This window comes from Exiguobacterium sp. SH0S1 (assembly GCF_004337165.1).
GTDB lineage: Bacteria > Bacillota > Bacilli > Exiguobacteriales > Exiguobacteriaceae > Exiguobacterium > Exiguobacterium aurantiacum_A.
The window spans coordinates 112,404-132,648 of sequence record NZ_SJVC01000005.1 but is presented as its reverse complement, the minus strand read 5'-3'; the positions used below and the strand labels follow the sequence as shown (position 1 = coordinate 132,648).

At 52.8% G+C, this 20,245-nt stretch carries 27 protein-coding genes and 1 riboswitch; of the genes, 19 read left to right on the top strand and 8 right to left on the bottom strand.

The annotated features are described in order from the left end of the window. Positions 1-18 precede the first annotated feature (18 nt). Positions 19-117, bottom strand: a riboswitch (TPP riboswitch). Between the two features lie 24 nt (positions 118-141). Further along, a complete protein-coding gene (locus EVJ20_RS12380; RefSeq protein WP_131468444.1) occupies positions 142-462 on the bottom strand; it encodes a hypothetical protein in 321 nt (106 codons plus the stop codon). Between the two features lie 44 nt (positions 463-506). On the opposite strand from EVJ20_RS12380, the gene EVJ20_RS12375 reads away from it, so the two are divergent. Beyond that, positions 507-1,475, top strand: coding sequence for an aminoglycoside phosphotransferase family protein (locus tag EVJ20_RS12375; protein WP_131490321.1), 969 nt, complete (start codon positions 507-509; stop codon positions 1,473-1,475). Here EVJ20_RS12375 and EVJ20_RS12370 read toward each other — a convergent pair whose 3' ends face one another. Then, the gene (locus tag EVJ20_RS12370; RefSeq protein WP_071398565.1) at positions 1,476-2,222 is read right to left on the bottom strand and encodes a hypothetical protein; all 747 of its coding nucleotides are present in this window, start codon (positions 2,220-2,222) and stop codon (positions 1,476-1,478) included. Positions 2,223-2,431: 209 nt separating this feature from the next. Here EVJ20_RS12370 and EVJ20_RS12365 point away from each other — a divergent pair, with 209 nt between their 5' ends. The 7 genes from EVJ20_RS12365 (at position 2,432) to EVJ20_RS12335 (ending at position 8,466) form a co-directional block, all read left to right on the top strand. Further along, positions 2,432-2,971 carry a DUF402 domain-containing protein gene (locus EVJ20_RS12365; RefSeq protein ID WP_131464850.1) on the top strand — a complete coding sequence of 180 codons (540 nt, stop codon included), beginning with the start codon at positions 2,432-2,434 and terminating at the stop codon, positions 2,969-2,971. A 49-nt stretch (positions 2,972-3,020) separates the two neighbouring features. Beyond that, a complete protein-coding gene (locus EVJ20_RS12360; RefSeq protein WP_131464848.1) occupies positions 3,021-4,148 on the top strand; it encodes a tetratricopeptide repeat protein in 1,128 nt (375 codons plus the stop codon). Positions 4,149-4,294: 146 nt separating this feature from the next. Further along, complete coding sequence (locus tag EVJ20_RS12355; protein ID WP_131464846.1) at positions 4,295-4,729, top strand: MarR family winged helix-turn-helix transcriptional regulator; 435 nt, start codon at positions 4,295-4,297, stop codon at positions 4,727-4,729. 36 nt (positions 4,730-4,765) lie between these two features. Further along, complete coding sequence (locus tag EVJ20_RS12350; protein WP_070329295.1) at positions 4,766-5,761, top strand: ring-cleaving dioxygenase; 996 nt, start codon at positions 4,766-4,768, stop codon at positions 5,759-5,761. Beyond that, complete coding sequence (locus EVJ20_RS12345; protein ID WP_131464844.1) at positions 5,758-6,387, top strand: NADPH-dependent FMN reductase; 630 nt, start codon at positions 5,758-5,760, stop codon at positions 6,385-6,387. The genes EVJ20_RS12350 and EVJ20_RS12345 overlap by 4 nt, the downstream gene beginning before the upstream one ends. Positions 6,388-6,519: 132 nt before the next feature. Then, positions 6,520-7,587 carry a saccharopine dehydrogenase family protein gene (locus EVJ20_RS12340; protein WP_071398559.1) on the top strand — a complete coding sequence of 356 codons (1,068 nt, stop codon included), beginning with the start codon at positions 6,520-6,522 and terminating at the stop codon, positions 7,585-7,587. Positions 7,588-7,668: 81 nt separating this feature from the next. Next, positions 7,669-8,466: a GNAT family N-acetyltransferase gene (locus tag EVJ20_RS12335; protein ID WP_016508856.1), complete on the top strand. Its 798-nt coding sequence runs from the start codon at positions 7,669-7,671 to the stop codon at positions 8,464-8,466. A gap of 31 nt (positions 8,467-8,497) precedes the next feature. Here the strand turns inward: EVJ20_RS12335 and EVJ20_RS12330 are convergent, their stop codons facing one another. Further along, positions 8,498-9,283: an SDR family oxidoreductase gene (locus EVJ20_RS12330; RefSeq protein WP_070329291.1), complete on the bottom strand. Its 786-nt coding sequence runs from the start codon at positions 9,281-9,283 to the stop codon at positions 8,498-8,500. Positions 9,284-9,371: 88 nt separating this feature from the next. Then, positions 9,372-9,686: a hypothetical protein gene (locus EVJ20_RS12325; RefSeq protein ID WP_070329290.1), complete on the bottom strand. Its 315-nt coding sequence runs from the start codon at positions 9,684-9,686 to the stop codon at positions 9,372-9,374. A 147-nt stretch (positions 9,687-9,833) separates the two neighbouring features. Here EVJ20_RS12325 and EVJ20_RS12320 point away from each other — a divergent pair, with 147 nt between their 5' ends. The 4 genes from EVJ20_RS12320 to EVJ20_RS12305 all read left to right on the top strand — a co-directional run bounded on the left by EVJ20_RS12320 (position 9,834) and on the right by EVJ20_RS12305 (position 12,500). Beyond that, complete coding sequence (locus tag EVJ20_RS12320; RefSeq protein ID WP_071398556.1) at positions 9,834-10,139, top strand: hypothetical protein; 306 nt, start codon at positions 9,834-9,836, stop codon at positions 10,137-10,139. A 75-nt stretch (positions 10,140-10,214) separates the two neighbouring features. Then, positions 10,215-11,219, top strand: a complete 1,005-nt coding sequence (locus EVJ20_RS12315) for a S66 family peptidase (protein WP_131508362.1) — start codon at positions 10,215-10,217, stop codon at positions 11,217-11,219. Then, on the top strand, positions 11,216-11,818 hold the full coding sequence (locus EVJ20_RS12310) for an NUDIX hydrolase (protein ID WP_131508337.1): 603 nt from the start codon (positions 11,216-11,218) through the stop codon (positions 11,816-11,818). The genes EVJ20_RS12315 and EVJ20_RS12310 overlap by 4 nt, the downstream gene beginning before the upstream one ends. Before the next feature lie 94 nt (positions 11,819-11,912). After that, a complete protein-coding gene (locus EVJ20_RS12305) occupies positions 11,913-12,500 on the top strand; it encodes a GNAT family N-acetyltransferase (RefSeq protein ID WP_131508335.1) in 588 nt (195 codons plus the stop codon). Here the strand turns inward: EVJ20_RS12305 and EVJ20_RS12300 are convergent. Continuing rightward, on the bottom strand, positions 12,481-12,948 hold the full coding sequence (locus tag EVJ20_RS12300; RefSeq protein ID WP_131508333.1) for a GNAT family N-acetyltransferase: 468 nt from the start codon (positions 12,946-12,948) through the stop codon (positions 12,481-12,483). The genes EVJ20_RS12305 and EVJ20_RS12300 overlap by 20 nt on opposite strands. A gap of 68 nt (positions 12,949-13,016) precedes the next feature. On the opposite strand from EVJ20_RS12300, the gene EVJ20_RS12295 reads away from it, so the two are divergent. From EVJ20_RS12295 to EVJ20_RS12290, 3 genes are all read left to right on the top strand, one after another. Further along, on the top strand, positions 13,017-13,814 hold the full coding sequence (locus EVJ20_RS12295; RefSeq protein WP_131508331.1) for a GNAT family N-acetyltransferase: 798 nt from the start codon (positions 13,017-13,019) through the stop codon (positions 13,812-13,814). A 17-nt stretch (positions 13,815-13,831) separates the two neighbouring features. Then, a complete protein-coding gene (locus tag EVJ20_RS15125; RefSeq protein ID WP_161568113.1) occupies positions 13,832-14,002 on the top strand; it encodes a hypothetical protein in 171 nt (56 codons plus the stop codon). 166 nt (positions 14,003-14,168) lie between these two features. Beyond that, the gene (locus tag EVJ20_RS12290) at positions 14,169-15,155 is read left to right on the top strand and encodes a M23 family metallopeptidase (protein ID WP_070329284.1); all 987 of its coding nucleotides are present in this window, start codon (positions 14,169-14,171) and stop codon (positions 15,153-15,155) included. 62 nt (positions 15,156-15,217) lie between these two features. Here EVJ20_RS12290 and EVJ20_RS12285 read toward each other — a convergent pair whose 3' ends face one another. After that, the gene (locus EVJ20_RS12285) at positions 15,218-15,760 is read right to left on the bottom strand and encodes a TraR/DksA C4-type zinc finger protein (protein WP_070329283.1); all 543 of its coding nucleotides are present in this window, start codon (positions 15,758-15,760) and stop codon (positions 15,218-15,220) included. 155 nt (positions 15,761-15,915) lie between these two features. Between EVJ20_RS12285 and EVJ20_RS12280 the strand changes: the two genes are divergently transcribed. The 4 genes from EVJ20_RS12280 to EVJ20_RS12265 all read left to right on the top strand — a co-directional run bounded on the left by EVJ20_RS12280 (position 15,916) and on the right by EVJ20_RS12265 (position 18,029). Continuing rightward, a complete protein-coding gene (locus EVJ20_RS12280; protein WP_071398548.1) occupies positions 15,916-16,440 on the top strand; it encodes a GrpB family protein in 525 nt (174 codons plus the stop codon). Positions 16,441-16,495: 55 nt separating this feature from the next. Then, complete coding sequence (locus EVJ20_RS12275; RefSeq protein WP_131508329.1) at positions 16,496-16,810, top strand: hypothetical protein; 315 nt, start codon at positions 16,496-16,498, stop codon at positions 16,808-16,810. 120 nt (positions 16,811-16,930) lie between these two features. Further along, on the top strand, positions 16,931-17,710 hold the full coding sequence (locus EVJ20_RS12270) for a CPBP family intramembrane glutamic endopeptidase (protein WP_131508327.1): 780 nt from the start codon (positions 16,931-16,933) through the stop codon (positions 17,708-17,710). A gap of 13 nt (positions 17,711-17,723) precedes the next feature. Next, positions 17,724-18,029 (top strand): hypothetical protein, encoded by a 306-nt coding sequence (locus EVJ20_RS12265; protein ID WP_016508867.1) that lies wholly within the window; start codon positions 17,724-17,726, stop codon positions 18,027-18,029. 25 nt (positions 18,030-18,054) lie between these two features. Here the strand turns inward: EVJ20_RS12265 and EVJ20_RS12260 are convergent, their stop codons facing one another. Together EVJ20_RS12260 and EVJ20_RS12255 are read right to left on the bottom strand one after the other, a co-directional pair. Next, complete coding sequence (locus EVJ20_RS12260; RefSeq protein ID WP_201740024.1) at positions 18,055-18,909, bottom strand: pirin family protein; 855 nt, start codon at positions 18,907-18,909, stop codon at positions 18,055-18,057. A 110-nt stretch (positions 18,910-19,019) separates the two neighbouring features. Beyond that, complete coding sequence (locus EVJ20_RS12255; RefSeq protein WP_131508323.1) at positions 19,020-20,243, bottom strand: hypothetical protein; 1,224 nt, start codon at positions 20,241-20,243, stop codon at positions 19,020-19,022. Between the last annotated feature and the right edge of the window lie 2 nt (positions 20,244-20,245).

The following is a 20,245-nucleotide window of genomic DNA, read 5'->3' as shown; positions in this document are numbered from 1 at the left end:
AAGTGGCGTGGACAGACAGACGTATCCAAGCCACTTCCCTACGCTGGTATGAGCCAGATCAGGTTCGAAGGGTCCGGCAGTTGCCGTCTCAGCCCGAAGGCTCCCCTAGTGGTCGTTTATTGGTTTGAGTATAGCATAACGTTATTTTGTTGCCTCAATTTTTCGCGGTCGGAAGATGAAATAAATGATACCGCTATACAGGGCGTATAAAAACAGGGAAAACACGAGATTGATGACCCACGGGAGTGTACCCATAAATACGGTGACCGAGGCGTTACGGAACCAGCCGAGTGAAAGACATAGTCCGACAAAGCTGAGCACGATCGTCGTCCAAAAGCTGATATCTGGACGCCTCGACACGCGGCGAACGACTAGACCAATTATGAAGCTGAAGACAGCCGTCGCACCTAAATACATATAGAGTAGCGCATCGACCGGGTATGAATAATAGACAACGTCCATATTATTTCCTCCTAAACGAAGTGTGGTGAAAGGAAGTGAGGTCAGTGAGGGATGCGATCCCATGGCGTGACGAGTCTTACCGTGAACAGTTCGAGCACTGGCTCGATGGCCATGTGCCAGGCGTGACGTGGCGGGTTGTGAAAGATACCGACTTGACATACTTGATGTATGGAGAGTACGGAGCAGACCGTTACTACGCCAAGGCGGTGACAGCAATCAGTGGTGGCGAGGCTGAACTGTCGATGCATCTAGCCGAACGGCATCCGGGACTCGTCCCGGAGGTCATCGCCATTGCCGCGACACGCAACTGGCTACTTATGCGAGACATCGGCGGGGATGCACTTCGTGAATACCCCAAGCACAGTCGGTACAAAGCGGCTGTGCGTCAATATGCGAAACTACAGAGAAAAGAAGCGAATTACACGGATACGCTTTTGGCCTACGGTATCCCGGACCGGCGTCCGGCTCGTCTAAAAGAAGAGATACGGACGTATTTACCCGAGTTATGTACGGGGTTAGATCGAGATAAGGCAGAGGCGGTGCTGGCGCTCCAAGACAAACTCCTCACCATGTGCGACGAGCTCGCGACTGGGGTGCCGATGAGTCTCGAGCACGGCGACTTACATGGCGGCAACATCTTTTGGCGCAAACAGACGGATGACTTATGTATTCTCGATTGGGGCGATGCGACCGTCACCCATCCGTTCTTCAGCGTCCGTGTGTTTTGGAACGCGCTCTACGACTTGTTGCCAGAAGACGATGAAGTCGCATGGTATGAACAGATTCAGAAGATGCGTACCGTCTACTTGGCTGAGTGGGAAGGTGTAGCGCCTCGGGACGTGCTATGGCGCCATTTGTTGATCGCTGAAGAGCTCGGTTGCGTGTATCGGGCGCTGTCGTGGCATGTATATGTGACCAACTATCGGTATGATCCGTCCGAGTCAGCCGATAAACCGGCCCAATGGCTCAACTTGTTCCTCGAGTATCGGGACTTGAAACGTCGCGGTACGTGATCACTCGTTCTTCTCGAGCAGGTTTTCATAATCCGTCTCGTTCCAAAACAGCTGGGCGATCGACTCCGGTGCTTTCAAAATCTCACCGTCTTGGTCGTAGACGATAGCGTAGCCGTTTTCGATCTCAAAGACGATCAAGTCGGCCGTCACTTCCTTGACGCCGTTCCCGGCAATGATGACGTTCTCGATTGGGTCGCGTGCGACTTGAACTCCCCATTCGTCGAGCTCGACGATGAGCGCTGACGTGTAGGCATGGCGGTCGTAAATCGATTGAAACTCGTCTTGCGTCAATGTGACGTCGGTCGGGGGGGCACTCGTCCCGTATTTGCGCTTCTCAATCTCCTCAACGAATTGCGTGAACGACTCTTCTTGCCAAAAGAGTGGTGCGACCGACTCGGGACCGTTGGCGATCTCACCGTCTTCATTCTCATAGACGGTCGCGTACGTGCCGTCGTCGAGCTTGAACGGATAAATATCGGCGTATGTATGATGGATCCCGTCCCCGGCGATGACGACGCGTTCGAACGTCTCACGGAACGGTGTTAGCCCTTGGGTTTCGAGCGCTGCTAACAAGTCTTGGGCAGTCTCGTGTTGGTCAAAGACGTCTTTGAAATCTTCTCGTGTCCATTCGATCGTCGCTTCTTCATCTTGTTCGTTCATATCAGGAGAGACGATTGGTTGCTCGGCTTGATCGGTACAACCTGTCAGCAAGAACGCGCTTAAGCCAAGTAGTCCTAATCGTTTCATAAAACAACCCCCTAGTAAGTTACATTATTTCCCTATTTTACATTAGCGTAGCATGTATGAAATAGGATGAGAACCTGGATACTTTCTCATCTAGGGCAAATGGAATCGCTACCTCGTCTGGTTCAATCCACACAATCTGTACGATTGAACAGGGGAATGTCGACTTTTGGCGAACACATTTAGGAAACTGATTTAAAGGAGAGAGAGAGATGCCAAAACGAAAATTTGCCAATCGTCGTGATTGGGAACGCATATTAAAAAATCGATACGCACAAATGGAGGTGCGGGACGATCGCTTCTCGGGCACCGTCGCCCTCTTTCAAATTGACGCCGTCCGAGCCCCACAATATAAGATGCATCAAGGAAAGGAGTTCATCGTCGCCGACGCAGGTTACGCGTGGCTCCAGTACTTCTCAGAACATGAACCGTTCGGGGTGACCGTCATGTTCGATGACCGGGGCAACATCGTCCAATGGTACATCGATATCGTCGAGGGGATCGGGTATGAGGATGGGATTCCGTACATGGATGACCTCCTGCTCGACATCCTCATCTTCCCGAACGGTGACGTCGTCCGTAAAGACGAGGATGAGTTCGAAGCGGCAGCCAAGTCAGGTGAGCTCACGCCGGAGATGGTCGACCGTGGCTGGCGTGATTTCAAGGCGACGCTCGATCGGATCGAACGCCGCGACTTCGTCTATTTTGATTTAGCGAACGAGCATTACGAGCAGTTGAAGCAAAAGCTTTGAGTCTTCCCGTACTGCTTTTGGTACAGTGAAAGAACAGGGGGGAAGATAGATGAAACAAATTGATCTCGAGAAGTGGCCGCGTAAAAAGCATTATGAGTTTTTCAAGGCGTTTGACGCCCCGCATTTCAACGTGACGGCGAACGTCGACGTGACGAAGCTACATACGTTCGCGAAGACGCGCGGACAGTCATTTTTCAAGCTGTTCTTATACGGCGTGGTGAAGACGGCGAACGCCATCCCTGAACTTAGGTACCGGATGCGCGGTGACGTGGTCGTCGAGCATGATGTCGTCCATCCATCGTTCACCGTCATGATGGATGATGACGTCTTCAATTTCTGTACGGCGACGTATAAAGACGCGTTTCCCGACTTCATGGAGGAAGTGGCCGTGCGGATGAGCGGGGCGAAACGAGAAGTCGTCGTCGGAGATGACGAGCCGGACAGCCTGCTCTATATTACGAGCGTGCCTTGGCTCACGTTCACGAGCATCAGTCACCCGACGAATGACCAACAGCACGATAGCGTTCCGCGGATCGCCTGGGGCAAATTCACGAAAGTTGGCGACCGGATGATGATGCCGCTCTCAGTCCAAGCGCACCACGCGCTCGTCGACGGCGTCCATATCGGGAAATATTATGAGAAACTGCAAGCGTGGCTCGATGATTTGAGCGACCTTCACGTTAAACAGCCAGAAGAAGTCGGACTCGACGAGGCGATCCGCCTGCGCGAGAACGGAGAGCTCGAGCGGGCGAAGCAGCTGTTGCTCATGCTGTTGCGTCAAGATGAGAAAAATCCACGACTCCACGCGCAATGTGCCTGGTGTTATGACTCGCTCGGCGAAGAGCGTCAAGCCGTCCCGCACTATGAGCGGGCCATCCGACTCGGTCTGAGCGGTCACGAGCTCAGTGAGACGTATATCGGGCTCGGCAGCACGTACCGTGCGCTCGGTCGTTACGAGGATGCCGAACAACTATTTGCTAAGGCGATCGAACAGTTCCCTGACATCGCTGCCTTGAAAGTGTTCCAAGCGATGACGCGTTACAACCTCGGACAGCATCAGGAAGCGACCGGTGCGTTGCTCGAGCTGCTCGCGAGTCCGCAGCCGGATGACAGCATTCAGCGTTATCGTCGCGCCATCGCGTTTTATGCGCGCAATCTCGACGAGACGTACGATTGATCCGGAAGACAAGGCTTGTGGAAGCGGCCTTGTCTTTTTATTGAATCAAATTGATTGACCGATCCAAATTACCGTGTTATATTTATCTCGAATTAAAGATAATTAAATTTAAAGTATTGTTTTCTCTCAACAAAGGAGGGGAACAGATGAAACAATCAGACGCCTTAAAAGCAATCACCGTCTTATTTCGGGCTTCACAATCGATCCAGGACATGGTCAAACACGAAGTCGCCGCATATGGACTGAACGCGACCGAATTCTCGGTACTCGAACTGCTCTATCATAAAGGTGACCAACCGATTCAAATCATCGGCAAAAAAGTCTTGCTCTCAAGCGGCAGCATGACGTATATCGTCGACCGACTCGAGGCAAAAGGCTATTTGGTCCGGAAAGCTTGTCCGAGCGACCGCCGTGTGACGTATGCCGCATTAACCGAAGCGGGAACCGACTTGATGGATCAAATTTTTCCGACACACACGAAACGGATGAACGAGTTGTTCGACGGAATCGATTTAGATGACACAATCACACAATTGAAGACGGTCGGCAAACGTGCCGAGGCGTCAAAATTTTTTAACTAATTATCTCGAAATCAAGATTTTGAAGGAGCGATTTAAATGAACCATGTAAAAGGGATTCACCACGTGACGGCGATCACGAGCAGCGCCGAAAAGAACTACGACTTCTTTACGAACGTCTTAGGGATGCGTCTCGTCAAAAAGACGGTCAACCAAGACGACATTCAGACGTATCACTTGTTCTTTGCGGACGATAAAGGTAGCGCCGGGACGGACATGACGTTTTTCGACTTCCCAGGCATCCCAAAAGGCGTGCACGGGACGAATGAGATTTCAAAGACGTCGTTCCGTGTCCCGACGGATCAGGCACTCGACTACTGGGTCCGCCGTTTTGATCGGTTAAAGGTAAAACATGAAGGCATCACCGAGCAGTTCGGCAAGAAGACGCTGTCGTTCGTCGACTTCGACGACCAAGCGTATCAGCTCATCTCGGACGAGTTCAATCAAGGTGTCGCTTCTGGTGAGCCGTGGCCAAACGGTCCGATTCCACTCGAGTATGCCATTACTGGACTCGGGCCAATCTTTATCCGTATTTCTGACTTCACGTACTTCAAGCAAGTGATGGAGGAAGTCATGTTGTTCGAAGAAATCGGGCAAGAAGGTGACAATCATCTCTTTGAAGGAGGTGAGGGTGGAAACGGAGCGCAAGTCGTCGTCATCCATGACGAGACGTCTCAGCAAGCACGTCAAGGGTTTGGAACGGTGCATCACGTCGCGTTCCGCGTCGATGACCGCAGCGTCCTCGACGAATGGACAGCACGGCTGCAACAGTTCGGGTTACCGACGTCAGGTTACGTTGATCGTTTCTTCTTTGAATCGTCGTATGCACGCGTCGCACCGCAAATCTTGTTCGAATGGGCGACCGACGGACCAGGATTTATGGGTGACGAACCATATGAGACGGTAGGTGAGAAATTGTCGCTCCCACCGTTCTTAGAGTCGAAGCGTGAGCAGATCGAAGCGATGGTCCGGCCGATTGATACAGTCAGGAGCACAAAAACGTTCGAGAAAGAGTATGAGGGTATGCCATCATGAGTTTTTTCAATCGTTTGTTCGGTAAACAAGAAGCATCAACCAACTCACAAGGAGGAACTACTATGTTGAAAATTGGAATCGTACTCGGATCGACTCGTGAAGGACGCGTTAGCCCGCAAGTCGGAGAATGGGTAAAAGAACTCGCCGACAAGCGCGGTGACGCGAACTATGAAATCATCGATATTGCGGACTACAGCTTACCGCTTCTCGGCGAGGCTGGCGGTGACGCGACAGGTGCTGCGGCATGGTCAGAGAAAATTGCAGAGATGGACGGTTTCGTCTTCATCGTACAAGAGTACAACCACTCGATGACAGGCGCGCTCAAAAACGCCCTCGACTACTTACGTAACGAATGGCATAACAAGGCGGCAGGGATCGTCTCGTACGGTTCGGTCGGCGGCGCTCGGGCAACTGAGCATGTGCGCGGTGTCTTGAGCGAACTCTTGATTGCCCACGTCCGGGTCCACCCGGCGCTCTCGCTCTTCACAGATTTCGAGAACGGCACGCACTTCGCACCGAAAGACGTACAAGTCCAATCGGTGAATGATATGCTCGACCAGCTCGTCCCATGGACAGAAGCGATGCAGACGGTTCGTACGAAAGCAGCGGAAGCGACGAACAACTAATTAAGCAACTGATTGTCCTTTCAGGGACGATCAGTTTTTTTGTGTTACTGTTCATTCGATATTGCATCGTGTATCGTCAGTAAAAGAAGGGAACAAAAGAAGCATACATATAGCCTGAAGGAGGAAACAACGATGAAATGGATGATCTATGGCGCGAACGGCTATACAGGTGAACTGATTGCCCGGCAAGCAGTAAACGAAGGGATGACACCGGTGCTCGCAGGGAGGCGTGCGGACGCGATCGAGCGTCTTGGTGACGAGCTCGGATGCGAGACGCGTGTCTTTAGTCTGTCGCTCGACAAAGCGAAGCAGGAACTCGCTGACATCGACCTCGTCTTGCACTGTGCTGGACCGTTCGCCGATACGAGTCAGCCGATGGTCGAGGCGTGCCTTGCGTCACAGACGCATTACCTCGATATTACCGGGGAAATCGAAGTGTTCGAATACATCCATTCGAAGAAACGGGCCAAGCTCGCGCAAGAAGCCGGGGTATTGCTGTGTTCGGGTGTCGGCTTTGACGTCATCCCGACCGACTGTGTGGCCCGCAAGTTGAAGGAACTCATGCCGGACGCGACGAATCTCGCCCTCGGCTTCTCAGCCGCTGCCGGTATTTCGCGCGGAACGATGAAAACAGCAATCCGTGGGCTCGGCTCGAGCAGTGCCGAGCGGAAAGACGGAAAACTGTCGCCGTTCCCGCTTGGGGCCAAGCGTCGACAAATCGACTTTGGGCGCGGCAAGAAAACAGCGCTCGCAATTCCGTGGGGTGACGTCTCGACCGCGTATTATACGACGGGCATCCCGAACATCACGACATGGATCCCAGTTCCCCCAGTGGCCGGATATGCGTCTCGTCTCATGTCGTTCTTTAGTCCGATTCTTGGTAGTGACGCTGTCCAAGGACGTCTCTTACGCTATGTCGATGAACATATTAGCGGACCGGATGAGGCGGAGCGGGACGGGTCGTCGACGTATGTTTGGGGCGAAGCAACGAATGCAGACGGACACAAATATATCGTCCGCATTAAGACGGCGAGCACGTACGCCTTCACCGTCTATGGGGCGCTCGAGGTCGTGAAACGTCTCGTCGGTTCAAGCCGGGTCATTCCTGGAAGCTTCACACCAGCGATGTTGTTCGGCTCGCATTTTATCGAAGAAATCGAAGGGTCGTCCTCGTTCGTGATTGATGAAGTCCGCCTTTAAAGCGTTGCCTTGTAACGGAATCACAACATGTTCGTAATTGAAGTGTGGTAAACTCAGGGAAGATTAGAGGGAGGGAACGAGATGAAACGCTTAGAACTAGCCAGGCGCATCGAACGCATCAAAGCGGAAGGGACGTCTGCCTACATCAGGCATCGAAAACAGACCCCTCCCTATGAAGGCTCGGAGTTAATCGTTGAAAATAAAGGTCATGTGTTCCGGATGGGGAATACGAGTTTTGCGGTCGGGTTCGGCTTGAACCGTCCGACGAGCTTTTACGATCTGCACCAAATGGAGAAGTGGGTTCGTGGTAAGAACGTGTCCCGCCTACATATTGAGGTGTGTCCACTCGCGGACATGTCGCTCATTCGCCTGCTGCAGGAACGAAACTATACGCTCGATCACTTTCTCGACGTCTGGTTGCTCGATGTGAATACGTTTGAGTTGCCAGAGAGTGAAGCGACACGTGTCGAACGTGTGCACGCCGATAACGTGAACGAATGGGCTCGGGCGATTGCGACAGGATTCGCCGAGACGGGGACCGTCCTGCAAGAGACGATCGATACGGCGAAAGGGTTTTATGCGTTACCGGAAAACCAGGCGTTTCTCGTCCGTGAAGACGAGACAGCAGTCGCCGGCGGTATTCTCGCCGTTCAGGACGGGATGGGGGAACTGTTTTTGACGAGCACGATTCCCGATTATCGGGGAAAAGGGTATCAGACCCAACTCATTTTAGAGCGAGTTGCCGCGGCAAAAGCGATAGGTTGCGAGTACGTGACGGTGACGACGAAAGTCGATACCGCCTCGGGACGCAACATGGAACGCCTTGGTTTTACACCGTTTTACCAAAAAGCAGTTATGAAAAGTCCGATCCTCAAATAAACAGGTCGCCCCGCGGGGCGACCTGTTGTCGTTAGAGTAGTGATTCGGCACCGTCGACGTACACTTCTGATCCGGTGACATGGCTCGACATATTGCTCGCAAAGAACAAGACGACGTCGGCCACTTGCTTCGCCGTACCTGATTTTCCGGCGAGCGGTTGGTTGCCTTCTGGATATTCAATCGGGATGACGATTTCTTCAAGTAACGCGTCGTCCCGGTTCGTCGAATCATCGATGTTCGTATCGATTGCACCCGGACAAATCGTGTTGACCCGAATACCGAACTGGGCGAGCTCGGCCGCAGCCATTTTCGCAAAACCGGTCTGGCCGGCTTTCGTCGTCGCATAGCCGCTGAAGCCAAAGTTTTTAAAGAAACGGTTCCCGTTGATCGACGACGTGATGATGATGCTGCCGCCTTTCTCTTTCAAGTGGGGAATCGCATGTTTCACGGTTAAGAACGTGCCCGTCAAGTTCGTCTCGACGACCCCGTTCCAATCTTCGAGCGACAAGTGCTCGATTGGTGTGATCGTCCCGTTCCGTCCCGCGTTCGCAAACACGATATCGACATGTCCGAACCGTTCGACCGTCTGTTCATAAGCCCGCTTCATCTCGTCTTCGTTTGAGACGTCGGCGCTAATACCGATGGCGCGGTCCTCGCCGATTAAGCTCGCGAGCTTCTCGGAGTCCTCTTGGTTCAAGTCGACGATGGCGACTTTTGCCCCTGCTTGGACGAACCGGATGACAGCGGCGCGTCCGATTCCTGACGCCGCTCCTGTGATAAACGCGACTTTACCCGACAACAATGTATTTGAAATCATGTATTTATCTCCTTTCAGCTACCTGTTGTCATATTCCACTGTTCTATAAAAATTAAGCCCGTTTTCTTGAAAAAAGACGATTCTTCGTTTAATCGGACGTTACATGAATCGATAGCGCGATGTTGAGCGTCGCATCTGGGTCAAGCTCGATAGTCACATGTTGACCGGCGCGAAGTTCTTGCACGTCGCTAGCAAGACCCGTCACTTCCGTCTGGTCATTAACTAGAATCGTATGCAATTTGATTTCATCCATATCCGTCTCGGCTGGACCAATCATCAGTTGAGGGATTTCAATCCGTTCGATGCGTCCGTCGAGCGTGTGATCGTTCCACGTGCTCACCCAATAGACTGCTAACAAAAAAAGACCGATGAACGCGAAGGCAAAGATGAGTCTAGCTCTCATGGTGATCCTCCTCTGCGGTACCCCGGTGCGATGGTTTCCATTAGTTATTTACCCGGAATCAGGAATTTATATAGGCTGATTTTTACAGGGATTTGAATGACAGATGCGGAATATAGTAAAACAATTTGCGGAGTGGAGGCGCTGACGATGGTTCTAGTCGGGATGGTTGGGTTAATCATTTTAGGATTGATTGCTTTCGGGTGGTGGACGATTGGGTTTCCCAGACGGAGGGTGTGGGGTGGGCTGATCATGCTAGTGGTTTCCTTCCTCTTTTCGCCGCTACTGCTCGTCGCGAGCGGCGAGCGCTACGGATTTGATGGCATCGTGGCCGGATTGGTCGCGCTGTTCTGTATGGTCGGGGGCGGTTTTTTCTTCACGACACTTGGCTGGACCGGTCGTCACCGAAAAGTCAGGAAAGTCCGGACATTGTCGGAAGACCCTGATCTGTTTTAGTTTAGGTTGTCGTTGCCCCTTCGAAACCCGTACAGTAAACGTATGGAACAAAATGGAGGGATACATGTGTCGACACTGATTAAACCGACCGCGTTACGGCCGGGCGATACGATTGGGATCATCACGCCGTCGTTTCCGGCGCCAAACCGCTTTCCCGAGCGTTACGAGCGGGGGATTGCTCAACTGAGACGAATGGGCTTTACCGTTCGTGAAGGCAGCTGCACATATCGCGCAGAAGGCTATCGCTCTGCTTCAATCAAGGACCGGGCCACGGAATTCAATGACTTGTTGCGTGATCCTGATGTCAAAGCGATCATCAGCACGATTGGGGGAACGAACTCGAACTCGCTTCTGTTATATATTGATTACGAAGCGCTGCGTCGACATCCGAAAATTATTATGGGTTACAGCGACGTCACGGCGCTCTTGCTCGCCTGCTACGCGAAGACGGGCGTGACGACGTTTTACGGCCCGGCGATTGTTCCGTCGTTTGGAGAGTATGAGACGATGTTAGCGGATGGGGAGCGCTACATCCGAAACGTGCTCTGTCTAGAGCGCGAGGCACCTTATTCACTCGACGTGCCACGGGAGTGGACTGAAGAGATGCTTGACTGGATGACGCAAGATCGGCCAAAGATGCTTCGTCCGAATGACGGATGGCTGTCGCTACGAGATGGCCGGGCACAGGGTAAATTGGTAGGTGGTAATTTGAACACGATGTCGGGCTTTTTGAAGTCAGAGTTCTTCCCGGACATGGAGGGCGCCATTTTGTTTCTCGAAGATTCGTTCAAGACGATGGCGGACGAGGAACGGTCACTCAGTATGCTCAAGCTGGCCGGTGTCTTTGATCAAATCAATGGCCTGATCATCGGAAAACATGAGCATTTTGATACGCTAGGGGCACCGTTTTCGTTCGAAGCGCTCTTGCTTGAAGTGCTCGGTGACGTCGACTTCCCGATTTTGACGAATGTCGATATCGGGCATACGTTTCCGTCACACGTCTTCCCGATTGGCATCGACGTCGAGCTCGATGCGACCGCCGGGACGATCACCTTTTTAGAGAATGGAGTGACGATATGATTGAATTCATTACCGTGGTCGACCGGACACGTAAAAGAATCGGGTTGAAGTCCCGGGCCGACGTCCATCGTGACGGCGATTGGCATGAGACGTTTCACTGCTGGATGATTGACCCGACGCATCTTTACTTACAGCTCCGCAGCGAGACGAAACAAGATTTTCCTGGACTGTTCGACATCACGGCAGCAGGGCATCTGGCTGCCGGAGAAACGGTCCGGGACGGAGTCCGTGAGATACAAGAAGAGCTCGGGATTGAACTGTCACTTGAGCAACTCCACCCGCTCGGCGTCTTTGAGGACGTGATTGAGACGGGAGCGTTTCTAGACCGGGAGTTCGCCCATACATATGTCTATCCGTACGCTGGGGAGGCGTTCAAGTTAGACGTTGACGAAGTGGCAGACGTCGGCAAAGTTGGCTTCGAGGCGTTCGTCGCCTTGCTCGACGGTTCGCGCGAACAGATTGAGGCAACTTCGGTCGTAACCGGAAAGACGTTACGCGTGACGAAAGAGACGCTCGTTCCACATCCAGACACATACTGGAACCAAGTTGTTGAAGGGGTTCGGACATTTTGGGAGAAAGCAGAAGGCCATGATGATTGATATCATCTGGCGACTGTTGAACGGATTGCTCGTGCTAGGTTTAGGAGGAGTTCTAGTTTGGTGTTTTCGCAAGTGAAGAGGGGGAATTGACGAGATGGAAGTTGTACATCCAGTAACACCGCTCGAGATCGAGTCGGCGCGCTTACGATTGCGGGCACCACGGCTGAGTGGAGACGAGCATGTCGTGAATGCGGCGATTCGGGATTCACATGAGGAGTTCCGGCAGTGGTTGCCGTTCGCTCAAACGGTCCCGACGTTAGAAGAGACCGAGATCAATTTACGACGTGCCCACGAACTCTATGTAACAGGGGAGAGTTTTCGCTATCTCATCTTTTTACGAGACACGGGAACGTTCGTCGGCACGGTCAGTCTGCAAGGCATCGACTGGGACGTTCCGAAGGCAGAAATCGGGTACTGGCTGCATTCAATGCGTACCGGACACGGATACATGAGCGAAGCGGTCGAGGCAGTCACGCGGTTCGGGTTTACACATTTCGGATTCAAACGGATCGAGATCCGTTGTGAGTCGACGAACCGGGGCAGCCGGATGATACCAGAACGTCTAGGGTTTCAACTTGAAGGCATACTGCGGAACGACGACTTGTCCGCTGATGGAGCTCGTCTGACCGATACAGCCGTCTACGCGATGCTGCCCGATGAACTCAAACCGTCAGCGACATGATTCGTTGTTCGCCGACGGGTCCGGTCATACGACGTCCCGTATCCTTAAATCCGACAGTTTGATAGAGTGCGAACGCCGCTTCATTTTTCAAATTGACGGACAGCACGACTTGTCGCTTGTCAGAAAAATGGTGGTGGACGTATTCAGGTAGTTGCTGAAGCGCCGACTTGGCGTACCCGTTGTTTTGCGTCGGATGATTGATGGAAAAAATCGATAAGAGCAAGGCGTTCGGATTGTCCGTGTACGATTGGACGCGCTCGGTGTCGTGCAACAAAAAGAAGCCGACGGGTATGTCGTTCACAATGACGACGGGGTGCACACCGTCCGGGATTATCGAGTCGATATCTTTTGGCAACGTCGTATATTTCTCTTGATCGAGCGGCAGCGTGAACGTCTCGAGGACGGGCCAGTGTTTGTCTTGAAGCGGTTCGAGTGTGACGGATGACATCGTTATTCCTCCCTCATTAGAAGTAGCGCACTTTCAGTATACAAAAAATGAATGGGAAAGGACCAACTATGGACCAACAGATCTCGTATCAACAAAATGCACCACTATCCGACATGTATCAAGCTTTCATGGACGGGTTTTCTGATTACATAATTCGCTTTGACATGGATGCGGCAGGATTCGAATCGACCTTCCTCGTCCGGGATCAAAATCAACCGTCACGCTCCATCGTCGCGTATGCGGACGGACGTCCGGTCGGTGTCGTCTTGAGTGGGGTGGCCCATTTAGAGACAGGTTGGGTCACGCGTTGTGGTGGTCTGGCCGTCTCCCCTGCGTTTCGAAAAATAGGGATTGCCCGCGAGTTGATGCGCCGTTTTGACGAGCAGGCAACAGGGGCACGTCTACTTGAAGTCATCCAAGGCAACGACTCGGCACTCGCTTTGTACGAGCGGCTCGGGTACGAGACGGTGCGCGAAATCTTTTATTTCGACTCCGTTCCGACCGAAACGGAAGCGACACGCGCGATCGAACCGATCGTGACGCTGTTCGATCGCTATTACCCGTCGGCATCGCACCGACCGATCTGGCAAACGGACGCCCGGACGACCCAGCAACGAGCGGAGCTCGTCCGGATCACAGAAGGCGACAAAACAGGGGCGCTCTTGTTCCGGTCAGGCGTCCTCCTCGACATTTTCGGCCGGGATGAGGATGCGGAATGGCTCCTGCGGGCGGCCGCAGCGAATGGACCGATCAAGTTGACGCTCACGTCGGATCGTCCTGCATTGATCGAGGCGGCGCGAACGCTCGGGTTCAAACAAGATGCCATCGCCCAGTTTGAGATGGTGAAGCGCGAGACAGGTGTCTGATGAGACGTCTTCTTCCTATGTTGATGGTCGGTCTCATCGTCGGAAACTTGTTCACGATTCTCGGATTGACGACGAACTTGTCTCCTTCAATCGACCGTGTCTTTCTGTTCGGGGGCCCGGCGGTGACGTTTATAACTGCCGTGAGTATCGTCTTTGTCGTCCTAAAAATGAAGCGAGACAAACGGTGATGAACTATTCGTGAAGTTTGTGAGAGTGCTTGCTCACCGTTTTGAAATGTTAGACATATAAATGAAATGCTTCATATATTGAACTTTTTAGGTAGGGATGCTATATTCGCACTTGTAGCTTTTTATATAGCTAGCGAATCATCCTATTTGGAGGTTTTATCAATATATGTGGAAACAACTTTTACTAACTGTCGGTGTTGGCGTACTCGTTTTGAATGGTCCGGCGTCGGCCTCAGCAGATCAACTTACCCCGCAAGAGCTCGTCAAGACGACGAAGTCTCTTCAGAAGATAGAGCGTGATGTTCGCGCGTCAAAGCAAGCGGTTGAAAAGGCGGAACGTCACGTGCAGGCGGTCGATGAACGGGCGGATGCGCTTCAAGCTAAACTAGATCAAGTAAGCACTCAGCTCGAAGCGTATGAAACGGCTTCGACCCCTGAAGAGACGTCTTTGTTTAAACAAGTACTGTCGTCTGTCCTTCCTAGCGCGAAGGCGGAAGCGGCGGAATCCGAAAAAGCCGAGACAGATTTAAAAGCGAGAGAAGCCGAAGCTGCTCGAGCGTTAGACGAATTGAGTGATCAACAGGCCGAAGTGAAGGCCGAGCGGGAACAGGCGAAGGCTTCACATGCGGCAGCGTATAAGCAGTTGAAGGCACAAGCTGCGCAATTAACAGATTTGAAGAAGCAAAAAGCAGCCATCGCACCAGATCAGTTTATGATTCCGGCGACGGGACGTCTGTCACAAGGGTTCGGCCCTGCTAGTGGACAATTCGGTTATACGTTCCACAACGGGATCGATATCGCCGCCAAAGTCGGGACACCGATTCACGCAGCGGCTGACGGTAAGGTCATCGACGTCAAGACGAGCGGTCCTTACGGCAAGCACGTCTTCATCGAGCATGACTTGAACGGACAGAAGTGGACGACCGTCTACGCTCATATGCATAAAATCGAAGTGAAGAAAGGCCAAGCGTTGCTTCAAGGTGAAGGCATCGGCCAAATCGGCAACACGGGCAACTCTTCGGGTCCTCACTTACATTTCGAGGTGCATCAAGGAAAATACGGTTACTCGTCAAGTTCGGCCGGCAATACGGTCAATCCGATGGACGTAGCGGAAGTACTCGGCGGCACATCACCAATCAAAGCGGTTTATTGACACGACGCGGCGTAGCGTCGTGTTTTTTTGCGCAAAAAAAGCCGCATTGCAGCGGCTCTCGTTCATTCGCGGGTTGGATCGTGATTGCCTTTGGTGTCGGCGATTGTATCCGAGCTTCCGAAGTCTTCGACTTGGCTGAAGGCGTCAGTACTTTGCCCGGCGTCATCTGTTCCGTCGAGCTGTTTATGGGCAGCCGTCTCAGACGCATTGAGGACATCTTCTTCGACCGGACGATCGAGGTCTGTTTGATGCTCTTGTTCTTCCTGCTCACGTGCATGTTCGATGCAAAGCGTCGCTTCTGGGATGATCTCGAGCCGATCGAGTTCAATTTCTTTCCCGCACACTTCACATTTTCCGTACGTCCCGTTTTTGATGGCGAGAAGCGCCTTATCGACGTCCGTTAAAAATTCTTCGTCGAGTTCAGTGAGTGCGTGGTCACGTTCGCGTAAAAACAGCTCTTCTCCCGAATCGGCGGGATGGTTGTCATAGTGCGACAACTCTCCTTCGTCGTAAACTTCTTCACGATTTTCCAGATACCCTTCGGTCTTGGCTTTCTCTTTTAGTAGACGTTCTTTGAACGTATCGATTTGTTTTTGTGTCAACATACGGTCCACTCTCCAGTTCTGATTTCATTAGTATAAGCATTTCCCATTTTGCGACGCGACAAACCTTTCTGTCGGCAAAGCGGATTTCTAAAGACTTGAGAAAACGGGTATGATGACAATGAGTGTCAATTGTCGTGGAATAAGGAGGAAGCAACATGAGAAAAGTTGAGGTTGTGGAATACGATACAGCATGGACGGAAAAGTTTGAGGACGAGTCGAGCAGGCTCGAACGATTGCTCGACGGTGAACTGATTGTGATTCATCATATCGGCAGCACGTCTGTCCCGGGTCTTGACGCTAAACCGATCATCGATATCATGCCGGTCGTTCGCCAAATCGAACGCGTCGATGGATTGATCGGCCACATGGAGGCCCTCGGTTATCGCAGTTTCGGCGAGCACGGTATTCCGAGACGGCGCTTCTTCGCCAAAGGTGAGGACGTGCGGACGGTCCATGTCCACGTCTTCGAGGAAGGGGACGAAGGGGTCGTCCGGCATTTGGCCTTTCGGGACTACTTGATGGCGTTTCCGGACGTACGTGCCGAATATGCCGCTCTCAAACAACAGCTCGCGAGCCAACATCCGGAAGATATCGAAAGCTACATCCAAGGAAAACAAGAATGGGTGTCCGAAACGGAGCGAGTGGCGACGCTTTGGTATTTGTCCCAGCAACAGAAATGAAACTTTTTCTCGCTTCATCTCGTAACGATAGATAACAAGTTGAGGGGGAAACAGGATGAAGCAATTTCTTGGGAAATGTATCGAGTACGCGTTTGTCGCGCTCGTATTCATCGGATTATTCGTCGGTCTGCGCTATGGGGTCCATCAGTTCGTCCCGGCAACGGAAGAGATTCAACGTTATACTTATCTCGTCTTAGGGACAGCCGTTCTCGTGTTTCCGGCTTCGTTGTTCGGCGGCTATTTTCTCGCCCGTCCGATTCAGCGCCGGTTGAACGGAACAGAGACGGTCAGTTCGAACCACGTGTTGCGTGGTGATGAAAAGCCACACGGAATCACGGAAGATCGCGACACGCACACTGGGGGCGGTTAATGATGCGCTTGCGCCCCACTAGGTCGGTTAACGAAGAAGCCGACACGTTTTACGAACGTGTCGGCTTTCGAGCGAAACGTCAAATCTTTGTGAAGCACCTTTAGAAAGGGGAGACGGGTCATGACGCGGCGCCTCGTGCTATTTATCGTGTTGACGTTCGCGTGGTCATGGTCATGGTGGGGTCTGAACATCTGGCTCGTCCGCTCGACCGGTGCTTCGTCTTCGCTGCTGCATTTCGCTGGGGCGTTCGGACCGCTCGTCGCGGCATGGCTGACGACGGCTTGGACGGATGGGTGGTCAGGGTGTCGTCGATTGTTTGAGCGCGCCTATGGCCGCTTGACGATTCGCTGGACGTTACTCGCCATGTCTCTACCCGTTTTGTTTTTCGCAATCGGTGTCCTCGTCGTCAGTATGATGCCGGAAGTCTCAAATAGTTCGAATTGGTTTGCCAACGACAAGCTTCTGGACTGGTCGCCGTTTGTGTTATGGCTCGTTTGGGTGGCGACATACGGGTTTGGTGAGGAGAGCGGGTGGCGCGGGTATTTGCTGCCGACACTATCAGAACGGATGGCGGTCCGACCGGCGACGCTCGTGGTCGCGCTCGTTTGGGCGCTTTGGCATGTGCCCGTCTTTTTATACGACCCAGATTTTCAAGACATGTCGGTGTTCATGATTGCCGGTTGGACGATTGGACTTATCTTCGGCTCCTTCTTTTTAGGCTGGTTGACCGTTCAGGCTGACTTCAGCATCTGGCCGGCTATCCTGTTTCACGGAACGTTCGATTTTTTGAGCGCCGGGGATGCGTTGCCGGACTTCATTCCGGCGATCTCATCGGTACTTTTGATTGGACTCGTGCTCGTATTGGCCCGTCGTTACGACGAGCAATTTCATAAACGTTGAAAGTAGGGATTGGATGGAAACGGTTATTTTAGTGATTGGGATCATCGGAGTGATTTCTTTAATGTTTTTCATGTCGAACCAGTGGATGGGATACAGCAAAGGCAATATCGTCATGACGCTCGATGATCATCACACGGACTTGAATCAATACGTGCCGGCGATTTTGACGAAACTCTATGAGGACGGCAAGTCGGCCCATTATCTCGGCGACCGGAAGTTTGAGGTGGACGGGAAACGATACGTCCTCGTCGAACGGACCGTACCGATCGGTCGGGTTCCGACCCAGCAGACGGTACTCATGCCGGATAAAACGAAGTAAAGCCACGCTGCCGCGTGGCTTTTTGTTATTGTGCAGGGGGTCCAAAACTACCGGCATGATAATCGCGGAACGCTTGGCGAATCTCGTCCTCGGTATTCATGACGAACGGACCATGGGCGATGTAGTCCTCACGGATCGGCTGTCCTGAGTAGACGAGCAGGCGGGCCCGTGACGTCGCTTTGACGCGGAGTGCGCTCATGCTGTCTGCTGTTTCGTCGTACGTGAGCGTCGCCACGTGCGTTTTCGCGAGCGGGGTCGCCGACGTGCCGAGCTCGACTGAACCGGCGAGCACGTAGACGAATCCGTTATGGTTTGTCGGCAAGACGTGCTCGTAGACGGCACCGGCTTTCAAACTGATTTCGCTCATCGTGATCGGCACGAGGCTGTTCATCGGCCCCGTTACCCCGGCGACGTCGCCGGAGTAGACGCGCACCTGCCCGCCGTCGATTGGTACGACCGGGGCGTCTTCGACATATACGTTCTGATAGGAAGTTGTCGTCGATTTGAGCGATTTTGGCAAGTTGAGCCATAGTTGCAGCGTATGGATCAAGTCGTCATCGACGGCTTCCTCGGCATGCCGGGCTCCCCAACCGGCGTTCATATATTGAACGTCACCGGCGTCTAAAACCGAATGGCCGCCATGGTTGTCAATATGCTCGAGCCGACCGTCGATGACGTACGTGATCGTCTGAAACCCGCGGTGCGGATGGTCAGAGAACGTGCCACGCTTGAACCAATCCTCGGCCATTAAAATAAACGGGTCGAACTCGTCTTTTCGTTCCGGGGGTAACACCCACCCTTGTTGGACGTGCGGATAGCCGTTCTGTTTATACGCGACTTGCCAGTGTGCGGCGACATCGCGGTCAAATCGTTTCGTCATCAGACCATCTCCTTCGAAAGCGTTTGGCTCCATTGTCGCACATGGTCGATCTAGAAACGGGTGATTTTGCTCTCTGAACGTGCAAAGACAGACGGCCAGGAGACCGTCTGTCAATAAGGGGCGAGCGACAGCCAGGTGGCGCTGTCCTCGGAACTGAGTTTGTAGTGGTTACCTTTGGTCGTGACATAGACGTCCGTCTTTTTGGAACGTTCATGGAGCGTCACGTCGAACGTTTGGGACTTAACGCCTTCGGCCAAGGTGAATAGCGGATATGCGGCCGCCTCACCGTTCCGGTTGACGCGTTCGGCCCGCTGCAGCATCTGTTTAAGCGTTTCTCCGTCGGCAGTGGTCGTCTGGATGGCGTCCAAATGATGAAGTTCGGTCTTACCGGAGAGCGACGTCTTATGGAAATAACCGATGGTCGCTTCCTCGACTTCTTCTGTCGTTGCTGCGTCGACTTCTGACTGTGTCATCATCACCGGCGGCTCATAAGACAACGAGACCGTTTGCTTGACCGTCTCACCGTTGACATCATACGTCAACTCCCAGAGCGGATACATGTTGCCGAATTGAAGCTCGTCAGGGAGAGGATAGACGGTTGAAAGTGTCGGGATGCCGCCATCTGGAACAGAATCGAGCGACCCGTATGCCATGTTGTTTTCAGAAGATTGAATCAAGAGTGGTTGGAGGACCCCCTCCATCTTGACGAGATAAAGCGACAGCGCCATCGTCTTCATGTTCGGGTCAAACGGATGAAAGGATGTCATCGCCTCTTCGCTCGTCTTCACTTCGAGAGCGAGTGAGGCGAAGAGGGGAGAATGCAGCGCAACAAACGGTGAATCGAATGGGATCAATTCGAAAAACGGATCGTCTTCAAGCTTGGTTTCGGTCGTTTGACGCATTGCATCGGACACGCCCACAGAACGCGGTCGGAGCGGTTCGGGCTCCGCTTCACGCCGAGCGGCCGGGAGGAGATCGGCATCGATCAGTTTCACATATTGGCTAACGTCAGTTTGACAGTAAGCGTATGTCGCCTCGTCGTCATGGAACACGGACATCGTCGTGAAGTTTGACGAAAAACGTGAGAAACTGCGATACGTCGCGTCATAGACGAACGGTCGGTCCGAGATGGAAGCGGCGCCGGTGTCGTCACAAATCGTATGCACGGCAATCTGTTCCGTTTCGTCGAGCTGCATCGACTGTTGGTCCGGTTCATAATGATAGCCGTCGAATAGGATGGGGCGAACTTTGAGGTCGAGCGCGGACTCTTGTTCTGTGCAACCGGTCAAGATGATTGTCGCCATGAGCAACGTTGTGATGCCGATGGTTCGCACGC

Coding starts and splice junctions, on each gene's coding strand:
- EVJ20_RS12360 (WP_131464848.1), top strand. CDS start 3,021: ATGAAACAAATTGATCTCGAGAAGTGGCCGCGTAAAAAGCATTATGAG.
- EVJ20_RS12335 (WP_016508856.1), top strand. CDS start 7,669: ATGAAACGCTTAGAACTAGCCAGGCGCATCGAACGCATCAAAGCGGAA.
- EVJ20_RS12260 (WP_201740024.1), bottom strand. CDS start 18,909: ATGACGAAACGATTTGACCGCGATGTCGCCGCACACTGGCAAGTCGCG.
- EVJ20_RS12285 (WP_070329283.1), bottom strand. CDS start 15,760: ATGTTGACACAAAAACAAATCGATACGTTCAAAGAACGTCTACTAAAA.
- EVJ20_RS15125 (WP_161568113.1), top strand. CDS start 13,832: ATGTTGATGGTCGGTCTCATCGTCGGAAACTTGTTCACGATTCTCGGA.
- EVJ20_RS12325 (WP_070329290.1), bottom strand. CDS start 9,686: ATGAGAGCTAGACTCATCTTTGCCTTCGCGTTCATCGGTCTTTTTTTG.
- EVJ20_RS12350 (WP_070329295.1), top strand. CDS start 4,766: ATGAACCATGTAAAAGGGATTCACCACGTGACGGCGATCACGAGCAGC.
- EVJ20_RS12280 (WP_071398548.1), top strand. CDS start 15,916: ATGAGAAAAGTTGAGGTTGTGGAATACGATACAGCATGGACGGAAAAG.
- EVJ20_RS12365 (WP_131464850.1), top strand. CDS start 2,432: ATGCCAAAACGAAAATTTGCCAATCGTCGTGATTGGGAACGCATATTA.
- EVJ20_RS12370 (WP_071398565.1), bottom strand. CDS start 2,222: ATGAAACGATTAGGACTACTTGGCTTAAGCGCGTTCTTGCTGACAGGT.
- EVJ20_RS12380 (WP_131468444.1), bottom strand. CDS start 462: ATGGACGTTGTCTATTATTCATACCCGGTCGATGCGCTACTCTATATG.
- EVJ20_RS12270 (WP_131508327.1), top strand. CDS start 16,931: ATGACGCGGCGCCTCGTGCTATTTATCGTGTTGACGTTCGCGTGGTCA.
- EVJ20_RS12305 (WP_131508335.1), top strand. CDS start 11,913: ATGGAAGTTGTACATCCAGTAACACCGCTCGAGATCGAGTCGGCGCGC.
- EVJ20_RS12340 (WP_071398559.1), top strand. CDS start 6,520: ATGAAATGGATGATCTATGGCGCGAACGGCTATACAGGTGAACTGATT.
- EVJ20_RS12345 (WP_131464844.1), top strand. CDS start 5,758: ATGAGTTTTTTCAATCGTTTGTTCGGTAAACAAGAAGCATCAACCAAC.
- EVJ20_RS12300 (WP_131508333.1), bottom strand. CDS start 12,948: ATGTCATCCGTCACACTCGAACCGCTTCAAGACAAACACTGGCCCGTC.
- EVJ20_RS12290 (WP_070329284.1), top strand. CDS start 14,169: ATGTGGAAACAACTTTTACTAACTGTCGGTGTTGGCGTACTCGTTTTG.
- EVJ20_RS12275 (WP_131508329.1), top strand. CDS start 16,496: ATGAAGCAATTTCTTGGGAAATGTATCGAGTACGCGTTTGTCGCGCTC.
- EVJ20_RS12310 (WP_131508337.1), top strand. CDS start 11,216: ATGATTGAATTCATTACCGTGGTCGACCGGACACGTAAAAGAATCGGG.
- EVJ20_RS12295 (WP_131508331.1), top strand. CDS start 13,017: ATGGACCAACAGATCTCGTATCAACAAAATGCACCACTATCCGACATG.
- EVJ20_RS12265 (WP_016508867.1), top strand. CDS start 17,724: ATGGAAACGGTTATTTTAGTGATTGGGATCATCGGAGTGATTTCTTTA.
- EVJ20_RS12320 (WP_071398556.1), top strand. CDS start 9,834: ATGGTTCTAGTCGGGATGGTTGGGTTAATCATTTTAGGATTGATTGCT.
- EVJ20_RS12330 (WP_070329291.1), bottom strand. CDS start 9,283: ATGATTTCAAATACATTGTTGTCGGGTAAAGTCGCGTTTATCACAGGA.
- EVJ20_RS12355 (WP_131464846.1), top strand. CDS start 4,295: ATGAAACAATCAGACGCCTTAAAAGCAATCACCGTCTTATTTCGGGCT.